Here is a 19,537-nt window from a genome sequence, read left to right as displayed (position 1 = left end):
TTTATTCGCTTATTACTCGTTCATTATCTTTTTTCTGATCATATTCAAAATCCGTCTTTTGAGTTGATTTATTTTCCCCTAACATCTGATCTGTTCTCATGCAGAAAACCACACTATTTTCTTCGATACCGTTCATATAAAGAGTTAATTTAGGGTCAATATATTTGGTCGGTTCATACCATTTAGGTTGTAGAAAAAAGACCCAGTCAAAAAGACCGTTTTCATCTTCAATCTGTATTTCATCTCCGGGATGTCTTTGATTATAGTCTACAATAAAGTTGTAAAAAAGTCTTCCAAAATCTATTCTGGTTGGTCCTTTGGCACGGTAAACGCTGTATTTGGTTGCTTGTTTATCTTTGTCCATAACATAAGTGAGCACTACCATATCTCGCCATTCTTCATCGCTAAGTCCTATATTTTCTTTATAATTCTCTGGAAACTGCCAAGTAACATATACTTTGGGAGGAATGTTCATCGCACGGTTAAAAGTATCGTTAAGGAAAGTGGGAATGAAAAATACGATGAAATGTCCCAGCATCAGGTAAACAAGATCAGTTCCATTCAGAAATGTATAAATGAGCATAAAAGGAACCGATGCAAAGCATACGGACAATAAAGCAAACAGGTATTCATTGACTGGTTTTTTAGAACCAAATTTTTCAAAATATCCTCGATAAGCATAACAATGAATGATTCCTATGATGAGGGAACACACTTGATAAAAAATAAATTCATACAGATTATTATCCTGCAAAAGCTTATTGTACCCCAATAAAGCAATAATGGCATATACAAAAGCAAACGAAAACAGATAAATGTAAAATTTAGACCGGTATTTTTCTTTAAAATCAGACGTTTTCTGTGAAAATATCATCATAAGAATAATACATACCGCAATCACTACCAGTACTATGACCAGCAATTGGGGATCGAATAAATTGGTGAAATATTTCTTTATTTTGTTCATATGCTCGTATTATAGCCCAAAACGGGTGCTTCTGTGTTATTAAATTCAAAGTTTTGTTTATTCTTCGGAAGAAGAATAATGGTTTTTATTTCGACTTCTAGCGGAAAGAAGTGCTCGTAAAACATTTCTGTAAATTTCTTTTTGTTACCATCATGGATAAAATCAGTAAACGAAGATTTTTCCAACGGCCCTATCTTAACGTCAAGATGGCGAGAATAATCGTCGTAACGGGTGCCTGTAATACTATCCAAGCCGAGACGGGTTTCTCCCAAGGAAATTCCCTGACTTTCATCGGCATATTCCTGATAATCCCTGTCATTTACTACCACAGGTTCTTCTAGCAGAACAGAAAGAATGTGAGTAGCAAGCGGAATATTTCCTACTATTTTATAGGCAAAAGGTAATAACCGTATGAATTTAGAAACCAATAGCGGTGGAAAATCACGATCAATATTCCAGAAGTCATAAAACATTTCCGGTGCTGAACTGCCGTTAAGCCCATACAAAAATTCATTTTCAAAATTTTCTGTACTCACGCCATACCTGAAGATTTCATTCTCAAAAGGTTGAAAGAATATTCTTGCGGATTTTTGTTGCTTCTTCTGGTTGTTGTATTCCCGAATCATAACATCTACATCCTTTTCGGGAGTGTCATTTTTGGAAGCGTGTGTTGTTCCTTCAGGGAGCATATCGTACATGCTGTCTCGGGATAAATCCAAACTCAGTATTTGAGTACTGTCGTAATTGTAATCAACTATTTTGGAATCCAGTACATCGAAACGGTATGCTCTTGAGAACTGACCTTCTTTACGGATTACATATTGTTCATCTGTAATATCGTTATTCTCTTGTAGGTTGTTAATGATTACTTCAGCTCTTACATCATGTTCAAGCGTTCTAATAACATCTGCTATATAGTTGATATGCCCCATCATTTATTGCTTTTCTTTTAGTCTTCCCGCTGCCACATAGCGAAGCTGAAAATATTCGTCGTTAAAATTGTAAATGTTAAGTCCCTGAGCTGTACATGCTAGAATCCTGTCATTATGAAGGTAAATTCCTACATCAGAAATGGGGTGGAATTTATCATAGCGGAAAAAAATGAGATCTCCTTCTTTTAAAAAAGTCCTTCCTGTAAAAAGCTGAATGGCTTTGGAACGAAAGATGCCGTCTGGAGTTTTGGGAAAGGTTTCTTTGTATATATCACTGTACAATGCTTGAACAAAATAGGATGCTTCCACGCCTACTTGCTTTTCCAACATTTGTTTCTTATAAGGAGTACCTATCCATTCATCCAAATAAGAATATAATTTGTAATCTCTGATTTCCTTCGGCATCACCTCCAAAATAATGGAATACTTTTCTTTGATTTTTAAAATATCATCACTAAGACCCGCTGGATTATCATCTACAACTGAATAATTGGAATCAGATTGTTCTTTTTGTTTTTGAACGGTTTGAGAAAATGAGTCAGATGAATAATTATAGGGAATCTCTCTGATATATTTCTTGCTACTGCATGAAAAAGCAATGATACAGAATATCAAATGTACGATTATATAAAATAGCTTATTAAATTTCATCAAATTTGGTTTTTAACAAATATAGCAATTTATCTATAAAATATTATCAATAAACAAGCTTTTTAGACTAAAAATTAACGAAAAATTAAATAAAAAACTGAAATGAATAAATTATGAAAATATCATTTATTTAATTACTATAAATTATATCAATCATAAACAGTCTCATATTCATCAATAACAAATACTTTGTGAATAATAATCAAATTTTATTACAATTAATGCAATGCATAATTCATTATAATTTTCTCCAGATCAGGTCATTATCTGCCAATGAAACTTCTACAGTATCACCATCTTTAAATTCTCCAGCAACGATTTTTTTCGCTAAAGGTCTTCTTAATCTTCCACGAATTACCCCTTTTAATGGTCTTGCTCCGTATTTTATATCGTATCCTTCTGTAGAAAGATATTCTTTGGCTTCTTGGGTTATTACTAAGTCTATATTAAGGTTTTTAGCCAAATCCAGCAATTCTTTTTTAAGGTGTATTTCGAAGATTTTCAATGCATTATCCTTACTAATTGGCGCAAAAGGAATGGTTTCCGTAAGACGACCCAAAAACTCTGGACGAAAAAAACGGCTCATCATTTCTAATAATTTTGATGATGGTGGGATTTCTCCTCTTCCGAAGGATTCTACGATAAAATCTGAACCAATATTGGAGGTAAAAAGGATGATGGCATTAGAAAAATCCCCTTCTTTCCCTAAACGATCGTGCAATTTTCCTTCATCCATAATTTGTAAAAAAACATCAAAAACGGAAGCGTGGGCTTTTTCAATTTCATCAAAAAGCACAATAGAATAAGGTTTTTGTCTTATTTTGTTTACCAAAAGTCCGCCTTCCTCATATCCAACATATCCTGGAGGAGCTCCGTACAATAATGCTGCGGAATGCTCTTCTTTAAACTCCGACATATCGAAACGAATAATGGCGTTTTCATCTTGAAAAAGAAATTCCGCCAAAGATTTTGCCAATTCGGTTTTTCCAGTTCCTGTGGGTCCTAAAAAGAAAAACGATCCTATTGGTTGCCCTGCTTTGCTTAATCCAGAACGGGTTTCTAGCACGGCTTCCGAAACTATGGTAATGGCGTGGTCCTGCCCAACTACTCTCCGGGCGAGTACGCCCTCCATATCGTTGAGCTTTTGTTTTTCTTCCTCTTTCAGTTTGCCAATCGGGATATTTGTTTTTTGAGAAATAATCAATCCCAAATCAAACTCGGTAATATGCGTTCTTTTTTCTTGAGCGATTTTTTCTGTTTTTTCAATCAATTCTCTGGAGAATTTAAGCAGTTCGTCGGTATTTTCAAATTTTGGAAGTTCTTTTTCTTCCTCTTGTGCGTCTGCTGTACTAATGAGGTATTTGGTTTTTTCTACAAAATCTTTTAGCAACCAATCTGCATGCATTCTTCTTTCTTCTTCTGTATGGTTATTGGTATTGTCTTCTAAAATGATAATCCTTGTGATTAAATGATTTCTTTCTTTTAAAAAAGATTCTCCTGCTGTTTTTAGTACAGACATAGTATGATCTATTAAATCTATGGCAGAAGCAGGTAAACTTTTCTCTTTCATATACCTTTTAGAGAGCCTTATTGCTTCTTTCATTGTCTCGTTATCAATGGTTATTTTATGATGTATTTGATAATCTTCCAATGTTTGCTTTAGCATTCTTAGGTGCATTTCGTCATTGGATTCCTCCAATTTTAAAAGCTCGAACATTCCTGCTAAACCTTGTTCTTTTTCAATTTTTTTGGTGTATTCTTCTATGGTGGATGTTGCAATGAGCGTTAAACCATTAGAAAGCTCACTCTTCAATAAATTAACAATCCCAGAATCTGAACCGTGGCTACTAAAAAGAGAATGGATTTCTTCTATGATAAGTACTGCTTTCGGGATGGCTTTTAATTCCTGAGCAATATTTTTAATCCTGTCTTCTATTTCTCCCTTGTAAGAAGCTCCAGCAATTAATGCTCCCATATCCAGCTCGAACACCTCAAGTCCAGAAAGTATATCTGGAATTTGTTTTAGCAAAACTTTTTGTACAAATCCTTCTATTAAAGCAGTTTTTCCTACTCCGTGGTCACCAATAACCAATACATTTTGTTTACTAAAACGACAAAGAATTTCGGTAATTTTATTAATTTCTGTATCTCTACCAACCAATAATTCTTTTTTATTTCTCTTTTTAACTTGTTCTTTTTTGTTGATGCAGTATTTCTGTATAAATCCTTTGTTTGTTTTTTTTGTAGGTTCTGCTATTCCTTGTGTTTCTGCGCCTCCGAATGTGGAAACGTCCTTTAGTAATTCGTTTCGGGAAACGGGGAAGGTTTTCATTTGATCGAAGTTGAAAGCCACTCCAGGAGAGCTTACTGCCACCATTACCGCAAATAAAGATATTTCTTCTTCTGCCAATAATTCTCTTACCGAATCTGCTTCTGCAAAAATTTCGTCAATAATTTCGTCGGGTTCACAAGAGTATTTGTTAGGAGATTTTGGGAGCTCTTCTATACGAACTTCTGCCCATTCTTCCATATAAAAAACATCTATACCCATTGCTTCTAGCTGTTTTAGCAAGGATAAATCTCTTGTAAGCATTGCCTTTAAAAGATGTGCTCCTGTGTAATAGGCATTAAGGTTTTCTCTGCCAATTTTTTGGGCAATGTTAAGTGCTTTGGTAACCTCCAGATTATAGGTGTTGGTTTGGTTCATCTTAAAATTTTGTGTTTTTATTTTTTTTTACTCCTTCATCCAAATCAAATATTTTTTGACTTTATATTGGATATTGATATTCTGAATACAGTTATTAGCATCTTTATTTAGGCGTAATGCTGTAATTTTTATTTTTTTTCCTGCAATATTCTGACAGAACTGTTCAAAAGGAATCAGCTTTTTATCATTGGCAACAACAGGAATATCGTACCTTTCACAGAGATAATCTTTAAAATCGTCTTTAGTTTTGGCTTGAGCAGCTACCTGATTAAGCAATAACTGAAACTGCTCGTTGGAAATTTCTGGAGCTTTTTTTGCTGCTATTATGGAATCTTTTTTGGATTTTGTTTTAGGAGAAACAGGAATATATTGCAACATATCCACCAAAGGATCTTTTTGTGCACTTCCTATTGGCAATGAAAATGTAGAATGAGGCTTCTCAAATTCGTAAGATTTAATATCAATTTTTTGTTTTGCTTTAATTGTCTTTGGAGCGACATAAATTGTTTTTACAGCATTGTGTTCTACATCTCCGTTTACAATAAGGGTTATTTTTTTATCTCCCGTTGTTTTGAAACGATACACAGGGGATTTTCCTAACGCATCTGTACTGGCTGTTTCTCCGAAACTCCATTCCCACGATTCTCCTCCTTCTTTTTCTGCATCAAAATAAACAAGATCTCCTACTGTTGCTACATCAGGAGCCATAATAATAGGCAAATATCCTGTTTGCTGACTAATGCTGGTAATGGTTACTGATTTTTCGTGGGTGCAGTTTCCATTGATTTTGAGCTTTACAATGTATTCTCCCGGCTTTTTATAATAATGAAGAGTACGCTGCCTCGTGTCTATTGTTGTGCTATCACCAAAATCCCATTCCCAAGAAGTGGCTCCTTTTGTATTATCATTGAATTCAACGACTTTATTAACAATATATTCATCTGCATGAATATAGTAATTGGCATTTTCGCAATCTACATGACGAAAATACTGGTAGAGTAAAAAAAATAAGCTTAAAAATAAGATAATTCCGAAGCTTATATAAATTTTTGGATCAACATTGGGTAAGAAATTGACACGCTTTTTCTTCATTTGGTTTTTCACGTTTCCTACAAATGTATTTACGATTTTCTATTTACGCAAATTTTTTTGACTTATTTCCTATAGAATATCAATAAAAAGAGAAATTTTGTCTCGATTTTACCTTTTTCTTCCAGAATATTTTTCAGATTGTTCTTTTAAAATATTTTCTTTTTCTATCACAGAATTAGCGCTCAAAGTTGTGTAAGGTTCTTTATTTATAAATAATTCAAAATTCTCCGTTTCCCTTTCTTTCACATAATCACGGTTTTCAGCAATTTTCAGGGATTCTTTTTTCTCTAATCTGTATTGAGTGATTAATTCCTTTTTTAGCTCCGGAAGATTTTCTATTTGCATATCCAGTTCTTCGATTTTAGCTTCCGTGATTTCGGTTTGCTTTTCTATATCCAAAACATTTACCCCTTTCTCAGCGAGTTTTTGAACTACTTTTTCGAGGTCAATTTTAGCAAGCTCAATCTTATTTTGATAGTATGGAAGCTGGTCTTTCCAATAATCCGCTTTGTCATCATTTTCATTGGCATACCCTTCAATTCTGTTGTAAGAAAGTTCAGCTTGGGTTACTTTTTCCTTTTCTTTGGTGTACTCTTCAAATTTTCTTGATACAAAAGCACTGTCCGCAAGAAATCGGCTTTTTTCACCTTCCAATTTTTTCTTCAGAATTTCAACTTCAATATTGGCTCTGGTTTCAGGATTGGTAATGATAGATGTTTTTAGTTCCTGCGTGTCAATATCCGAAATATCAATTACATCAGCACCTTTCTTCATCGCCTCCAAATATCTCGCCTGTTTAGCTTGTAATTTCTGAAGCATAAACACATCAATACTATCATTTGTGAGCATAAAATTGATTCTGACATTTTCCCATTGATTGCCTTGTCGCCAAGCTCTTCCCTCCGTTTGGCGAAGCGATGTGAAATTATACGGCAAAGACAGTAAATATAAATCCGAGGTGTTTTCCTGAAGGTTCATTCCTTCCTGAATAGCTTCACTTCCGATAACGATTTTTATTTTTCCGGAATTGAATTCATCCTGAATTTTCAGCCGATTGGCTTTGCTTGTTGCTCCAGTAATTATTCCAACTTCTTCCGGTTTGTAGCCAATCAGCAGTACAAGATATTCTTTGAGTTTCGGAAATTCTTCTACTGCCAGTTCGGAATAAATGATCTGTCCCGATTCGGGAATGTCTTTTTTATTCTGCCGGATTAAATTCATCGTTTCATTTAATTTCGGAGAATTTTCCACAAACTCTTTTACCGTTGGGATTTCGCCATCGTAGTAAGGAGAAAGATAAGGTGATATCGCAATTTTTCGTGCATTTAAAATATGAGTAAGAATTGCTCCTTTTTCGCCTTCCTTAAAGTTTTCGGTCAATACATCATATTGTTCTTGGGTAAGGTCATTCTGCTCAATTTTATATTCTTTATTGATTTTGTTCGGACGAATCAGATCTGGATTGTCTTCTTCTCCTTTAATATCAATAAATTCTGATAAAAGTTGCTGAAAAAGAGAATTGTTTTTAAACCTGCGGACATTGGTTTTGAATTTCACATCACCTTTGGCATCAATCTCCATATCATTGTCCGCTTCCATAAAGGTTTCAAAGAAGGTATTAACATTGAAATATCCCGATTCTTCCAGACGTTTATTGGCAATCAATGACAATATTGAATAATATTCTAAAGGCTTATTGGTGAATGGTGTTGCTGAAAGTAGGGTGACATTTCTCCCGTCATTTTGTTCCTGAATGTATTGTGCCGCCATCCAAGTATTAATACCCAATTTTGAGGTTTGTTGATTTTGACTCCGAAAATCGGAAGCGAAACGGCGGTCTTCAATCCTTACTTTTCCGATGATGTGATTGGCATTATGAGCTTCATCAAAAGTTTTGTGGTCAAACCCAAAATCTTCCCAATCATAGACTTTTCCACGCTTCATTTTACCTTGCATCTCTTTATCCTTTTCCAGTTCTTTCTGAAAATCCCTTTCGGAATTCGTTACCCCTTTGAGCTCGCTTGAAGAGATGTAATTGAATCTAGAAGCCAAACGTTCTGTAATCTCTTGAGAGAAACCGATATTATTGAAACCTTCGTAGGTTACGAGGGTGATTTCTCCATCTTTATTATCGAATTTTGATAAATCATAATCTCTACCGAGATTTCCTAAAACATTCACTTTCGCATCGGGAATGGTTTCAAAAATCGTATCCACCCATTGTTTCAAAATAGTATCATTCGGAACCACAATGAGTGGTCTTTTAGCATTTCCCCTTTCCATGGCTTCGTACATCGAAAGAATACCCGATAAGGTTTTCCCGAATCCTACTTCGTGTGCTAGAAGTCCAACTCCTTTTGTGGTCATCCTTCCGATTCCTGCTTTTTGAACTTCGGTTAACCGAAGCTCTTTTCCTTTGAAATTTTGATAAATTTTTGAAAACAAAGGAAATTTTGAATAATCAGGAACGTGAATATTGTTGTAATTCCTATTGAAGTCTTTTACAAAACGTTTCCTCAAATCTTCTGGTAATTCTTCACGGAGAAATTTGTTAAATAAATCATTGGCTGCCTCTTTTCTCCTTTCTCGGATTAGGGCATTTCGCTCCTTATCACTTCCTGTTACCGTTTCATTATCTACAAATTGCCTGACTTCCCACGAAGATGAACCTGCAAAAGCTTCAGAAGGAAGATCACGAACAAAGTCCTTAAATTTATCCGCAAGACTGTAACTTTCAATAACCGCTTCTTGTTGCTTTGAAGCTTGGTTATACCGAATTTTCTCAACAGTTCCTAAATGAAATTGGTGAACAAACTCATGATTGGGACTGATGATGATTTCATCCAATGTTTTGGCTTTAGGAAGCACTTTTTCCAATAAAGCTTTCTGCTTTTCGTATTGATTTTCTGTTCCACCAACCGCATACTTGTCTTTGAAGTCGATTTCAAGTTGTTCTAACTTTTTGTAAATATTTCCTTCAGCGTAATAAAAATCGTGAATCCATTGTCCATCAACGTAATTGGCAAATTGGTAGTGTTTACCGTAATTATTGAGCGTTCCGTCATAATGAGTATCTTTGAAAGCATTGATAAGTTCCTGTGAAATATCGGGGTTGTTCTGCAAAGAGGTGGGAACAATAGTATCCTCTTTTTTGAATTGGTATTTGAGAATACTTGGTTTTATGTTCGGTTGAGTCTGAACTTTGTATTCTTCATTTTTCGAATAATTTCTTTCCAGTATTTTTTCAGCATTCTTAAAAAGTGTATTCAGTTGCTCTGGTGAAAGAGTGTCTACTGATGTTTTATACTTTTCATATTTTCGGATTTCAGCATTGACAGCGGGAGATTTGAATTTAATATCGTTGAGCGTTTGGAGAACTTCAATTACTTTATTTTGAGCATTGGTAAGTAACGTTTTTCTTTCCTGTCTTGTATCCGAAATAACGGTTTGTGTTTTTTCTCCTGTTCTGATTGATAGTGAAGTACCTTCTACTTCCTTACTTTTATCGTTATCTGAAAAAAGATCTTCAAAAAGATTTCCGATTCTTGCGGTATTTTTTTGAGATTGGAATTTTTCAATTTGCAACAGCGCATCATCCAAGTTTCCAGAAACATAGGTTTCCATTCTTCCGAACTGGTTGCTTCTTTCTTTCATTTCGCCCAAAACCCTTTCCTTATTTTGGTCAAAATAACCGGAAATATCCTGAGTTTGCTTGTGGGTATTTTTCTTAAGAATGATGATGTCGGTTCCGATTTTAGTTCCTGCAAAAACTCCCGAAGGCAGCCTGAATGCATTGATTACTTCTGCACCGTTTAGTTTTTTCTGTCTGTTCAACCACGCAGAAGGAAGAACCATTGCCAAGGTTCCGCCATCCTTTAGGACATCAAGGCTTCGCTTTACAAAATAATCTTCGTATTTGGATACATGGGGTTCTTCTCCTAAACCTTTGTAATAGCCTCTGTGATCACCATAAGGCGGATTACCGATGATAAGATCGTACTTGTTTTTAAATTCTTTCGGATTGGTTTTAATTCCTGTTTCCCCAATAAATTCCGATTCAAAAGAGCGCAGGTTGATGTCGGTTTCAGGATGAAAAATTTTGGCAATTTTTGCCGTGGTTTCATTGATTTCAAAAGCTGTAATAGTACATTTTACATCAAGACCTTTTGCAGCGTACACAAAATTTCCTGTTCCTATGCTTGGTTCTAAAACGCTGATGTGGCTTTTGCCTTTAAACTCGTCTTTAATGAGATTTCGAACGGTATCGACAATTTTTGAATCAGTGTAATATTCATCTAAAATTCCACGACCTTTTTTATCTGTTCCACCGGATTTGTACTGGTTACAGATGTTCTTTAAATCATCGGTGATAATTAGGTTTTCTCTGAGATGAATTTTTTGATCATCAGAAACAAAGCAGGCTGCGGAAACTATTTCCGCAACCTGTTGATTAGTGAGCTTTTGCTCTTTATATTGTAAAATAAGAGCATCTAATTTTTGTATTCTTGTTGTTGGAGTTAATATTCCGCCCAGGGAATATTCTCCTTTTTCATTTTTTCGAACATCATTGTGTTGTGGGCTAATTGAGGATCTTCCTGCTTGTCCTCCTCCCAAATTGCTCCGCTCTGGGTCTGCAAGTCCATTTCCAGCATTGTTGCTGCCCACTGCTTGTCTTGAAGTGTTATTTCGGTTTTGGACGGATTGGCTTTCCTCGAAAGACTTTCCAGCGTCTTGTCGAGTTGTTCCTGATTCCACTGGCTGAGTTTCGGGAACTGTTCCAGATTTAATTGCAGTGTTTTCATCTTTTGACAAATTTAATGTGCTAAAATTAGCAATTTTCTGTTCATTACGGAGTTTATTTATCAAGTAATGATTCAGATTGCTGTTTCCCGATTCTGAAATGCCGTAAAATGAACGGACATCCCGAATATTCCTGCCTTCAAAAAAATCAGAAATCTTTTGGGTTATAGCATTTCCTATGGCATTTCCACTCAAACAAAGCATGAGTTTTCCGTCAAAATTTTTGTACTGTTTGAAAAGAAAATCCATATTTTCAGCAGAATGCAGTGTGATTAAGGTTCGGCTGTTCTTTCTGTTTTCCATTTCCAAAAGCCTTAGAAAAGACAGGGTATCCAAAGCATTTTCAAAAACAACCATTTCGTTTTTGCTTCCTTTAATTTCTGAAATACCAGATTTTCCGATAAGATGATGGTTCTGTGGATGCAGAATTTCAAATCCTCCGGAATGATTAGGTATGGCGATGCCGAGATATTTTTTTCCTGAATATTCGTAATAAATCTGGGAAGTATTTTGATGAATAAGGTTTTTTGAAATCCCTTTTTCCTCAAAATAGTCCGTGAGTTTGTATCTGTTAGGGCTTATTTGGTTGATGATTCTTGCAGGAAGTTGATTCTCTGTAATCGCTGCATCTTCTTGTTTCGGAAAATCAATCATACAATTACTTTTTATTCCTGTCCTCGATAAAGCGGTTAAATCGGAATAATTCTTCGGCTTCTGAATCCCATTTTTTTCTTGGAATCAGCTGAAGGGATACGAAAATATCTTTCTGTTTATCATAAGAATCTATTCTTTCAATTCTTCCGTGATAATCTTCCTCAACTTCTTTGTATAGGGAATAAGGCAGAATCGTATCGGTCGGATAAATATAATATCGGGTATAATTCCAGGGCGAATTGATTTCAAAACGCTTGTAGTTCTTTTTGAATAATATGGTGTCGCTTAATTTTCGACGATTTCTGTAATTGAGGATTGGGTCTTTTGTAAAGATGGCTCCAGTTTTTTTTGTATAAACTAAATTCGGTTTTTGCTTTTTTTGTATTTCTGACAACACTGCTGAAGCACTATCATTTTCCAAATCATAAAAGACCGAATCTTTGATGTAATAAGTAGCTTTTGTCATTTCTGGAAATTCCAAATCGGGTATCAATTCGATGATCGAATCGTTTTGATAATTGAGTTTTGAAATGTGGAAGGTCTGCATATTTCCCAAGCCTTTGGAGGCATTGAAATACACATTGGAAATTAGATCAATTCCGCCTTTTTCGGATTTTATTTCTTTGTGACAAGAAGTTAAAAATATTGTAAGAATGGCGAGTATAAATATTGATTTTACTTTCATTTTAATTCGATTTAAAAAAGCGGCAAATCATTAGACGCACCGCTTTCGGATTAGGGTCAGGTAGTATTTTATCGTTTAATGCTTTGCTCTTTCACATTGTTTTTTTCGTGCTTATTGTCTTGTTCCAGACCTTCCAACGGTTTGTTGGTGTTGATTCGGTTCATATCAGAATCATATAACTTAAGGTTTCTGTTTTGAGGGTCAAGAATGGCTTTTCCTTCAATAATCTTATCATCTTGCTCAAACTTCACCTTTACAACATTTCCTTTTTCTAAAGATTTAATGGTGGTTTCCCTATATTCAGGTTTATCGAAAATGAGATTGGATTTTTCTACGATTTCTGCGGTATCAACACCGTAATTTTTATAAAAAGTCTGGAAGTTGTAGTTGCCGTATTGATTTTTTTCTTTGCCCAAATTCAGCTTTACAAAAGCAGGTTCTCTCTCATTGGTTTTCGGATTGTCGAACTCTATTTTCACGGAACGTCCCTCCAAAAGATTGACAGCCTCTTTTGCCGTGAAGGAGTTGTCTCTCGAAACCCTAAAATTTTGGGAAACAGATTCCCCTTTTTCGTTGCTAAGGTTGGCATCGTAAGAGTTTAGGAAAATTCCGCCCTTTTCGGTTTTATTGTAATTCAATGTAAAATCTGCTTTATTTCCGGGTAACGTTTTGTCGGAACTGGTTTTGATTTCAAACTGTTGTTTTTTAGAATTGATACCTTTTTCCAAGTCTTTGTGGAGTTTTTCTCCTTCTCCAAAGCCTAGGTATTTCATTTGATTTTTTAAATATTCTACCTGGTCGAATTCTTTTTTTGTTTCCATAATTTTTTTGATTGAATTTTAATGAATTAATTGATATTGCAAACTTCCGCAAAGCCCTTTTTAAATACAAGATAATCAATAGGTTGAAGACTAAAAAAGACCCAATAAGACTAAAAACTACTCTGAAATGGAATTTTGACATAAAAAAACAGGCACTTAATAAGTACCTGTTTAATATGCCTACAAAAATTATCTTCCTCTACCTCTTGGTCTGTGTAATTCTTCTTCCTGTTCTTCTTCTCGCTTTCGATTGGCATCTTCATACCTATCAGAATCGTTTACGTCAAACCGAACCTCTCTGCGATGGTCATTTTCAACCTGCCAGTCAGTATTGGAAATGCTGGAAATTGAGCTGATTTCCTTATCTACAATATTCAAATCACCAGCAATAGCTTTGGCGATTTCCGGATATTGGTCCATTTTATCGTAAAGAAAACTTTTAAGTTTTTCAAGCTCTAATTGGTATTGACTGATTTCATTCGGACTTTTTCTTCCCACAACGAGTTTGGTAAGCTCTACAGCATTTTTGATAAAATCCAATTCCTTTACTGTATTCGTATCTTTGTCAAAAACAAATGCCTGTTTTGAAAAGCTCAATTGGGCAGAATGTTTATTTTCATTAACATCGTATTGCACTTTTGTTTCAGAATACTGAATTCTTTCTTTACTCTTTTCCAGAATTTCTGACAGGCTTTTGTCTCTTTCCAAAAAAATAACTTTTAGCTTGGTATTGTTTTCTACCAATTGAAAAGTAGCCCTGTTTTTATCGTTGTCGGCAACGATGGTGTATCCTTGCAGGAATTTCTGAATATCATTCGCATTTAGTTTTTTAGAGAATGATAAGTCTTCATTGATAATACCGAATTTTTTAAGTTCTTCGGTTGGTAAATGTTCATTTTGCATAATAGGTAGCGATTAATTGGTTAACTTTTATGAGGTCGTTTAAAAAATGAGACGGATTGATGCTTTTCCCAAACTCTTTTACTGAAAAATGCAGATGTGGTCCTGTTGAATTTCCAGAGTTTCCGCTTTTAGCAATGATAAATCCTGCCTTCACACGCTCTCCGACACGATAATAAATTTCGGAAAGATGGAGGTAAGCGGTTTCAAATCGGTTAAAGTGTTTGATTTTGATATAGTTTCCACCTCCTTTATTGCCTTTTCCTGTTTCCGTAACGACTCCATCCAGAACCGAATAGACATTTTCATAATGGGCTGCCAAATCAATTCCGTTATGAAATTTAGAGGTTCCGAAAATAGGATGTGTTCTTGTTCCGTAAGGTGATGTAATGGATATTTTTCGACGTAACGGCATTACAATTTTTGAAAAATTGACTTCTTCTGGCTCATCTATAAAATCATAGGCTCCCAAACCCGCAAAGGGGACTTTTATATTATTTTGAAAGTCATTAATTATTTTACTTTTAGTGGCTAAGATGAGAAAATCCTGTGATTTTTTTAGATTCTCTTTCTTGCTGTTGGATGCTGAACCTTCTTTAAGCATTGCTTTCAAAGAGTCAATTTGATTCTTTAACCACTTCGTCGAACCTTCGGTTTCATTTTTCAAATCGGCTTTTGTGGTGATATTAAAAACATCCTTCCACGACTTTTTCTCTTTTTTTAGCTTCGGATTATCCGCTTCTTTTATTTGCTCTACAATTTTTGGATTATTCGCTTTATTTGACTGTGTCGGCGTAAGGGTATTAAACTGTCCGTATATTGAGATGTGAAGAGACAAAATCAATCCTGCTATAAAATATTTTTTTATGGTTTTCATTTATGCTATTTTTATATTTTCATTGATGATGAGTTCTACTTCTTTATTAATTTTTCTAAAGTTGGTCATCAAAACATCTTCTTTGCGGTTATTTCCAGCTTTGTCTACAAATGAATAGTAGTTTGGCATCGGAATGTAGTTTTGTTCTTCTTGTTTAATGGATTTCATATCCAAATTGATTTTACCATTCACAGCGGATGTTTTGTATTCATCAGTGTCATTTTCTTCTCCTTGTGCGATCATTCCCACCATTTCACCAGTTCTTAATGCGGCTATTTTTCCTGCAGGGATCATAAAATCCATTTTTTCGTTAATACTGGTTGTTGTTCCTTGTTGCGATATGGATTGAGAAAACGACTTTTGCTTGATTTTACCGAATAATTTTTCAAGCCACTCCAAGGTGTTTTTATCTCTTGCTGAACCCGAAAATATATTCCCAACAATGGCAGAAATGGTATCTGCGACTTCTTTTTTATAGAACTGTCGTAATTGTGGTAGTTCCTGAAGACCTAGCAACACAGCAACCCTGTTGCTTCTCGCGGTTGCCACCACGTTGTCGATTTTATGGATATAAATCGTCGGAAATTCGTCTGCGATAATTCCTCCTGGCAAATTGTGTTTGGAATTGACCAAACGCAACGTTCTATTCAGAACCGCAGAATACAATGCCGAATTAATATCCTGTGTTCCGGGATCGGAAGCGAGAATAATGATGGACGGATTTTCTCTGTCGGTCATTTTCAATTCAACTTCATCTCCCGAAAACACCCAAAAGCTTTCTTTGGTAGCTAGCCTTGAAAGGAAAATTTTTAATGTTCCGACTTGTCCTTCCAATTGGTCAAAAGCTTTGTTATCATACGCTGTCTTGAAAGGAGAAAGCAAGGAACCTATCTCTTCGTTGGTAAACAGCGTATCAAAGATTTCTTTATAGCTTCGATTCATAAAGGAAAGAATATGGGGTAAGTCTGAATACTTTCCGTTTTCTAATTTTGCAAAATAGTAAATACAGGAGGCCAGAAAATTGATGGCTGATTGGGTGAAAAATGCTTCAGAACCACCCCCTGAACTCGAACCTCCTTTTTGCAATGAGGAAACCATTGATTCTGCCATTTCCTGTGCTTCTGCTAAAGTTTGGATGTACTTTTTATGAAACGGATTGACTCTTCTTGATTTTTCTACTTCATTCAGATTGATGACATGAAAACTGTAATTGTACTCCGATTCTTTACTTTTTTTTAGTAAATAATGGTAGTAGGCAATTTGCGCTAAATCGGGAAATTTAAAATCATAAATGCAGAGACAGAAACCTTTCGCAATCATTTGCCGGATGGCGGGATTTATCACACCAAATGATTTTCCTGAGCCAGGTGTTCCAATCACCATTGTTCCTCGAAAAGGATTCAGATTAATCCAACCTTTGTTGCTTTTACCTTTGTATCTGAATAAATAAGGAATGTTGATATTGGTGTCTGATTTTATCAATTCTTGATTTTGGTCAAACGATTCTTCTTCTACATTCCATCGGTCTTTTCCCATTTTTTGCTGCATCAGTTTAGAAATACTGTCAGCTCCCATTTGAAGAATAACCGCTCCTAAAAATGAAAGTGTCGCATAAATAATCTGATACAGATTCATTCCTGGAAATATTTTTGGAAGTTTTGTATTTCCTGCCTCGTTCTGCCAAACCAACGAAGAGAAAATCATCAGCAATCCCACAACCATAGGGACTACTATTTCTGTCGCAATATTTAAGTCTCTCTTTTTCTTGGCTTTTGTTCCAATGGCGACTAATCCTATCAAAATCAATGTGGCAAACTTTGCGTTGATTGGCGGATAAATAAAACTCAGCTTTGAAAAATTTTTCAATAAGTTGGATACTACTGGAACATTCGCATTGAGATAAAACAGCGAAGCACAATCGAGTGCAACTACCGCGTACACTGCTTTTTGCAGAAATCCGTAAATTTTTATTTGATGTTGTTGTTCTTGCATCACGAATAGTTTTCAAAGTATTCATTTAATAATTTGTGTTGTTCAAGTAAATTATTGTGTAGATTTTTTTGCTGTTCTTGCAATTGTACTTGCCGTTCTTTAATTTTAACAAGTTTGATATTCAAGTTATTAAATTGATCAATTAATTCATTTCCTTTTTTTTCAACCCTTTCAATAATAAGTGAGCGAATTGCTTCTTCTGACACTTTTTCATAACAATCTTTTAAGATCAGTAGCTTTTCATCTTCCTTTATAAATTGCTTCCGTATTTTTTCAAAAATGATTATAAAGGTAACAAGCAGTAAAATGAGTGTAAAACTCGCTATAGATATGATAATTGTAAAATTGTCCATTATATTAATAGATTAAAATGTATCAGCTTTAAGGATGTCCGAATAGTTCACTTTCATTTCGATGGTTCTGCCAGAAAGTTGTTCTTCGATTAATCGTATCATCATCACTTTAGAGTTGGGGTAAGTGAATTTTTTGAAGACATAAATATTTCTGAAATTTTTTTTGAACTGCTTTTGGGGATTCAGTTGAAAAATGGGAGCCATCTCAATACTCTGATTGTTGGTGGCCTTGTATATTTTTTTGTCTTCTATGGAAAACTTTAGGTCTTCAATGTCATAACTCAGATTGGAATTATTTTTAAAAGTCATATCCAAAAAAATATAATCGCTGATGACATACACATTATTGAGTTGCATATTGAGCTTCAGATTTTTTTCTTCTCTGATCGGATTTTTCTCCAATTTTTTCTGAATAATGTCCATTGCAAATTTTCTCAGCTCAAGATTTGAAAAAACCATTTTATCAAACTCAATCGGCTGCATTTCTTCGGGTTGAATGTGAATATTGGTGACCGTATTCAAATTTTCGGAATTTCTATAAATGGCTTTGTATTGCGCAATAAACGATTGTCCGACAACGGTAATCACTCCGATTTGGTCTCCGTTAGAAAAAGTATTTGGGCTTTTTGATTTATCTTTTGAATCGGTTTCTGGCTGGTCAGTAATTTTAATTCTGGCAATATTGGTGGTTGGTAAATCTCCTGTGAGTTTCTGCGTGGATAAATCCACATACTGAATCGGTTCGGGAGAAATAATATGTAAATTAATTCCTTCGGTAATTTCTATTTCCGGTAAATCGGAAATGATTTGTTCTTTGGTGGCTGTTTGTGCGGTTAAAAATTGAGCTGTACATAATAACAGACTGTATAATATCGTTCTCATTATCTTATTTTTTTTGTTGGTTTTGTGAATCTTTTAATTGTTTTTCATCAATTAGAAATACATAAGAATTGTATTTCAACTTGGCTTTGTTAGTTTTAATCAGGTTGGCAATGGATTTGGAAGTGGATGTAAATAACTTAGAGCCAATGCTGGTAAAAAATCCTTGTCCACCCATATCCATTTGTGTTCCCTGTACAGAATTACTTCCCATTTCCCGAATCATATCCCTGAAAACACTTTGGGGAACGTACAATCCTTTCATTCCATCTACATCGTAAATGGAGAGATTAACTGGATAGATTTCTCCTTTCGTAAATACCGATATAATTTTAAGATCAACTCTTTGCATTGAAAACCCTGAAATCTGCCCATATAAAATAGAACCTTTCCTAATTTTTCTATTGTTTACAAAAATGTCTTCCAATAATCGGAAACGGATTCTGCTTCCCAAAAAGCCTTTGTTATTTTCATCAATGACGGCTTTGATAAAACTGTTTTCTTTTTCCTTGTAAAAAGCATTGAAGTCGCTATTAATTCCTGATTTATTTACATTGAAAGTGGAGTTCAGAAACTCATCCATTTTTTCTCTATTGGCTTTGAGTTTTTGTTCAGCTGCGAGTTTGCTTTGATATTCTGGGTCACGAGATTTTTCTAAAGAATCCATTACCAGCATTTGTTGTTTAAGATATTTTACTGGATCTTGTTGCTCATTTCTGGATGGAGCTTTCGGGATTTCTGATGCATACTCATTTTCGGTTTTTCCGTAGGATTTGTCGTTCAGCATTCTGATGATATCCGAAGATCGTTTGTAATCTTTATCTTCTCTTTGAGAGGAATTAGGGTTATAGTAAGAAGATGGATTTCCTTTTCCCCGATATTGATTCTGTCTTGCTGTTACTGCCTTCAAAGAATCAATTTTTCTTTTTTGGTCTAAAGATAGCTGATCTTCATAGCTTAACAGACTGTCCTCTTCCTTGTCCAGACCTTCCAACATCGTTCTGTTGTCGTCTTTTTTGAAAAACGCATCATACGCATCGTTCTTCGTCATAATGGAATCCTGCGTTTCACCTAATGAAAGAGACAGTTCTTTATACTGATCTTTTTCCGAAGTGTCCTCTTTGGTAAACTGTGCTCCCACATAGACAAATAGCAACAGAAACGGCAGTGCTAAAAGAGGCAGCACATATTTCTTCTGTTTGAAATTAAGTTTTTTCATTGAGTTTT

The 19,537-nt window shown here is 34.9% G+C and carries 14 protein-coding genes; all 14 read right to left on the bottom strand.

The window, feature by feature from the left end; genetic code table 11:
* Position 1: 1 nt before the first annotated feature.
* Entirely contained in the window at positions 2-967 is a 966-nt protein-coding gene (locus HNP36_RS05505; protein ID WP_184159608.1) for a TssN family type VI secretion system protein, read from the bottom strand.
* Positions 964-1,902, bottom strand: a complete 939-nt coding sequence (locus tag HNP36_RS05500; RefSeq protein ID WP_228456255.1) for a type VI secretion system baseplate subunit TssG — start codon at positions 1,900-1,902, stop codon at positions 964-966. Before HNP36_RS05500 ends, HNP36_RS05505 begins: the two co-directional genes overlap by 4 nt.
* Positions 1,903-2,550 carry an NlpC/P60 family protein gene (locus HNP36_RS05495; RefSeq protein ID WP_184159610.1) on the bottom strand — a complete coding sequence of 216 codons (648 nt, stop codon included), beginning with the start codon at positions 2,548-2,550 and terminating at the stop codon, positions 1,903-1,905. It lies immediately after the preceding gene.
* 238 nt (positions 2,551-2,788) lie between these two features.
* On the bottom strand, positions 2,789-5,257 hold the full coding sequence (locus tag HNP36_RS05490; RefSeq protein ID WP_184159612.1) for an AAA family ATPase: 2,469 nt from the start codon (positions 5,255-5,257) through the stop codon (positions 2,789-2,791).
* Between the two features lie 27 nt (positions 5,258-5,284).
* Positions 5,285-6,349, bottom strand: a complete 1,065-nt coding sequence (locus HNP36_RS05485) for a PKD domain-containing protein (protein WP_184159614.1) — start codon at positions 6,347-6,349, stop codon at positions 5,285-5,287.
* 108 nt (positions 6,350-6,457) lie between these two features.
* Positions 6,458-11,803, bottom strand: a complete 5,346-nt coding sequence (locus tag HNP36_RS05480; protein ID WP_184159617.1) for an Eco57I restriction-modification methylase domain-containing protein — start codon at positions 11,801-11,803, stop codon at positions 6,458-6,460.
* Positions 11,804-11,807: 4 nt separating this feature from the next.
* On the bottom strand, positions 11,808-12,488 hold the full coding sequence (locus tag HNP36_RS05475) for a hypothetical protein (RefSeq protein ID WP_184159619.1): 681 nt from the start codon (positions 12,486-12,488) through the stop codon (positions 11,808-11,810).
* A gap of 68 nt (positions 12,489-12,556) precedes the next feature.
* Positions 12,557-13,309 carry a DUF6449 domain-containing protein gene (locus HNP36_RS05470; protein WP_184159621.1) on the bottom strand — a complete coding sequence of 251 codons (753 nt, stop codon included), beginning with the start codon at positions 13,307-13,309 and terminating at the stop codon, positions 12,557-12,559.
* A 189-nt stretch (positions 13,310-13,498) separates the two neighbouring features.
* Positions 13,499-14,212, bottom strand: a complete 714-nt coding sequence (locus tag HNP36_RS05465) for a hypothetical protein (protein WP_184159623.1) — start codon at positions 14,210-14,212, stop codon at positions 13,499-13,501.
* The gene (locus HNP36_RS05460) at positions 14,202-15,086 is read right to left on the bottom strand and encodes a M23 family metallopeptidase (protein WP_184159625.1); all 885 of its coding nucleotides are present in this window, start codon (positions 15,084-15,086) and stop codon (positions 14,202-14,204) included. Before HNP36_RS05460 ends, HNP36_RS05465 begins: the two co-directional genes overlap by 11 nt.
* Entirely contained in the window at positions 15,087-17,078 is a 1,992-nt protein-coding gene (locus HNP36_RS05455) for a type IV secretion system DNA-binding domain-containing protein (protein ID WP_184159626.1), read from the bottom strand.
* A complete protein-coding gene (locus tag HNP36_RS05450) occupies positions 17,078-17,431 on the bottom strand; it encodes a hypothetical protein (RefSeq protein ID WP_184159628.1) in 354 nt (117 codons plus the stop codon). Before HNP36_RS05450 ends, HNP36_RS05455 begins: the two co-directional genes overlap by 1 nt.
* Positions 17,432-17,443: 12 nt before the next feature.
* Positions 17,444-18,313, bottom strand: coding sequence for a conjugative transposon protein TraN (gene traN, locus HNP36_RS05445; protein WP_184159630.1), 870 nt, complete (start codon positions 18,311-18,313; stop codon positions 17,444-17,446).
* A 4-nt stretch (positions 18,314-18,317) separates the two neighbouring features.
* Positions 18,318-19,529: a conjugative transposon protein TraM gene (traM, locus tag HNP36_RS05440; protein ID WP_184159632.1), complete on the bottom strand. Its 1,212-nt coding sequence runs from the start codon at positions 19,527-19,529 to the stop codon at positions 18,318-18,320.
* Between the last annotated feature and the right edge of the window lie 8 nt (positions 19,530-19,537).

It is taken from the genome of Chryseobacterium shigense (assembly GCF_014207845.1).
GTDB classification, from domain to species: domain Bacteria; phylum Bacteroidota; class Bacteroidia; order Flavobacteriales; family Weeksellaceae; genus Chryseobacterium; species Chryseobacterium shigense_A.
The sequence above is the reverse complement of the archived record's forward strand: the minus strand, read 5'-3'. Positions and strand labels throughout refer to the sequence as shown.

Coding starts and splice junctions, on each gene's coding strand:
- HNP36_RS05490 (WP_184159612.1), bottom strand. CDS start 5,257: ATGAACCAAACCAACACCTATAATCTGGAGGTTACCAAAGCACTTAAC.
- HNP36_RS05475 (WP_184159619.1), bottom strand. CDS start 12,488: ATGAAAGTAAAATCAATATTTATACTCGCCATTCTTACAATATTTTTA.
- HNP36_RS05495 (WP_184159610.1), bottom strand. CDS start 2,550: ATGAAATTTAATAAGCTATTTTATATAATCGTACATTTGATATTCTGT.
- HNP36_RS05470 (WP_184159621.1), bottom strand. CDS start 13,309: ATGGAAACAAAAAAAGAATTCGACCAGGTAGAATATTTAAAAAATCAA.
- HNP36_RS05500 (WP_228456255.1), bottom strand. CDS start 1,902: ATGATGGGGCATATCAACTATATAGCAGATGTTATTAGAACGCTTGAA.
- traM (WP_184159632.1), bottom strand. CDS start 19,529: ATGAAAAAACTTAATTTCAAACAGAAGAAATATGTGCTGCCTCTTTTA.
- HNP36_RS05450 (WP_184159628.1), bottom strand. CDS start 17,431: ATGGACAATTTTACAATTATCATATCTATAGCGAGTTTTACACTCATT.
- HNP36_RS05460 (WP_184159625.1), bottom strand. CDS start 15,086: ATGAAAACCATAAAAAAATATTTTATAGCAGGATTGATTTTGTCTCTT.
- traN (WP_184159630.1), bottom strand. CDS start 18,313: ATGAGAACGATATTATACAGTCTGTTATTATGTACAGCTCAATTTTTA.
- HNP36_RS05485 (WP_184159614.1), bottom strand. CDS start 6,349: ATGAAGAAAAAGCGTGTCAATTTCTTACCCAATGTTGATCCAAAAATT.
- HNP36_RS05455 (WP_184159626.1), bottom strand. CDS start 17,078: ATGCAAGAACAACAACATCAAATAAAAATTTACGGATTTCTGCAAAAA.
- HNP36_RS05505 (WP_184159608.1), bottom strand. CDS start 967: ATGAACAAAATAAAGAAATATTTCACCAATTTATTCGATCCCCAATTG.
- HNP36_RS05465 (WP_184159623.1), bottom strand. CDS start 14,212: ATGCAAAATGAACATTTACCAACCGAAGAACTTAAAAAATTCGGTATT.
- HNP36_RS05480 (WP_184159617.1), bottom strand. CDS start 11,803: ATGATTGATTTTCCGAAACAAGAAGATGCAGCGATTACAGAGAATCAA.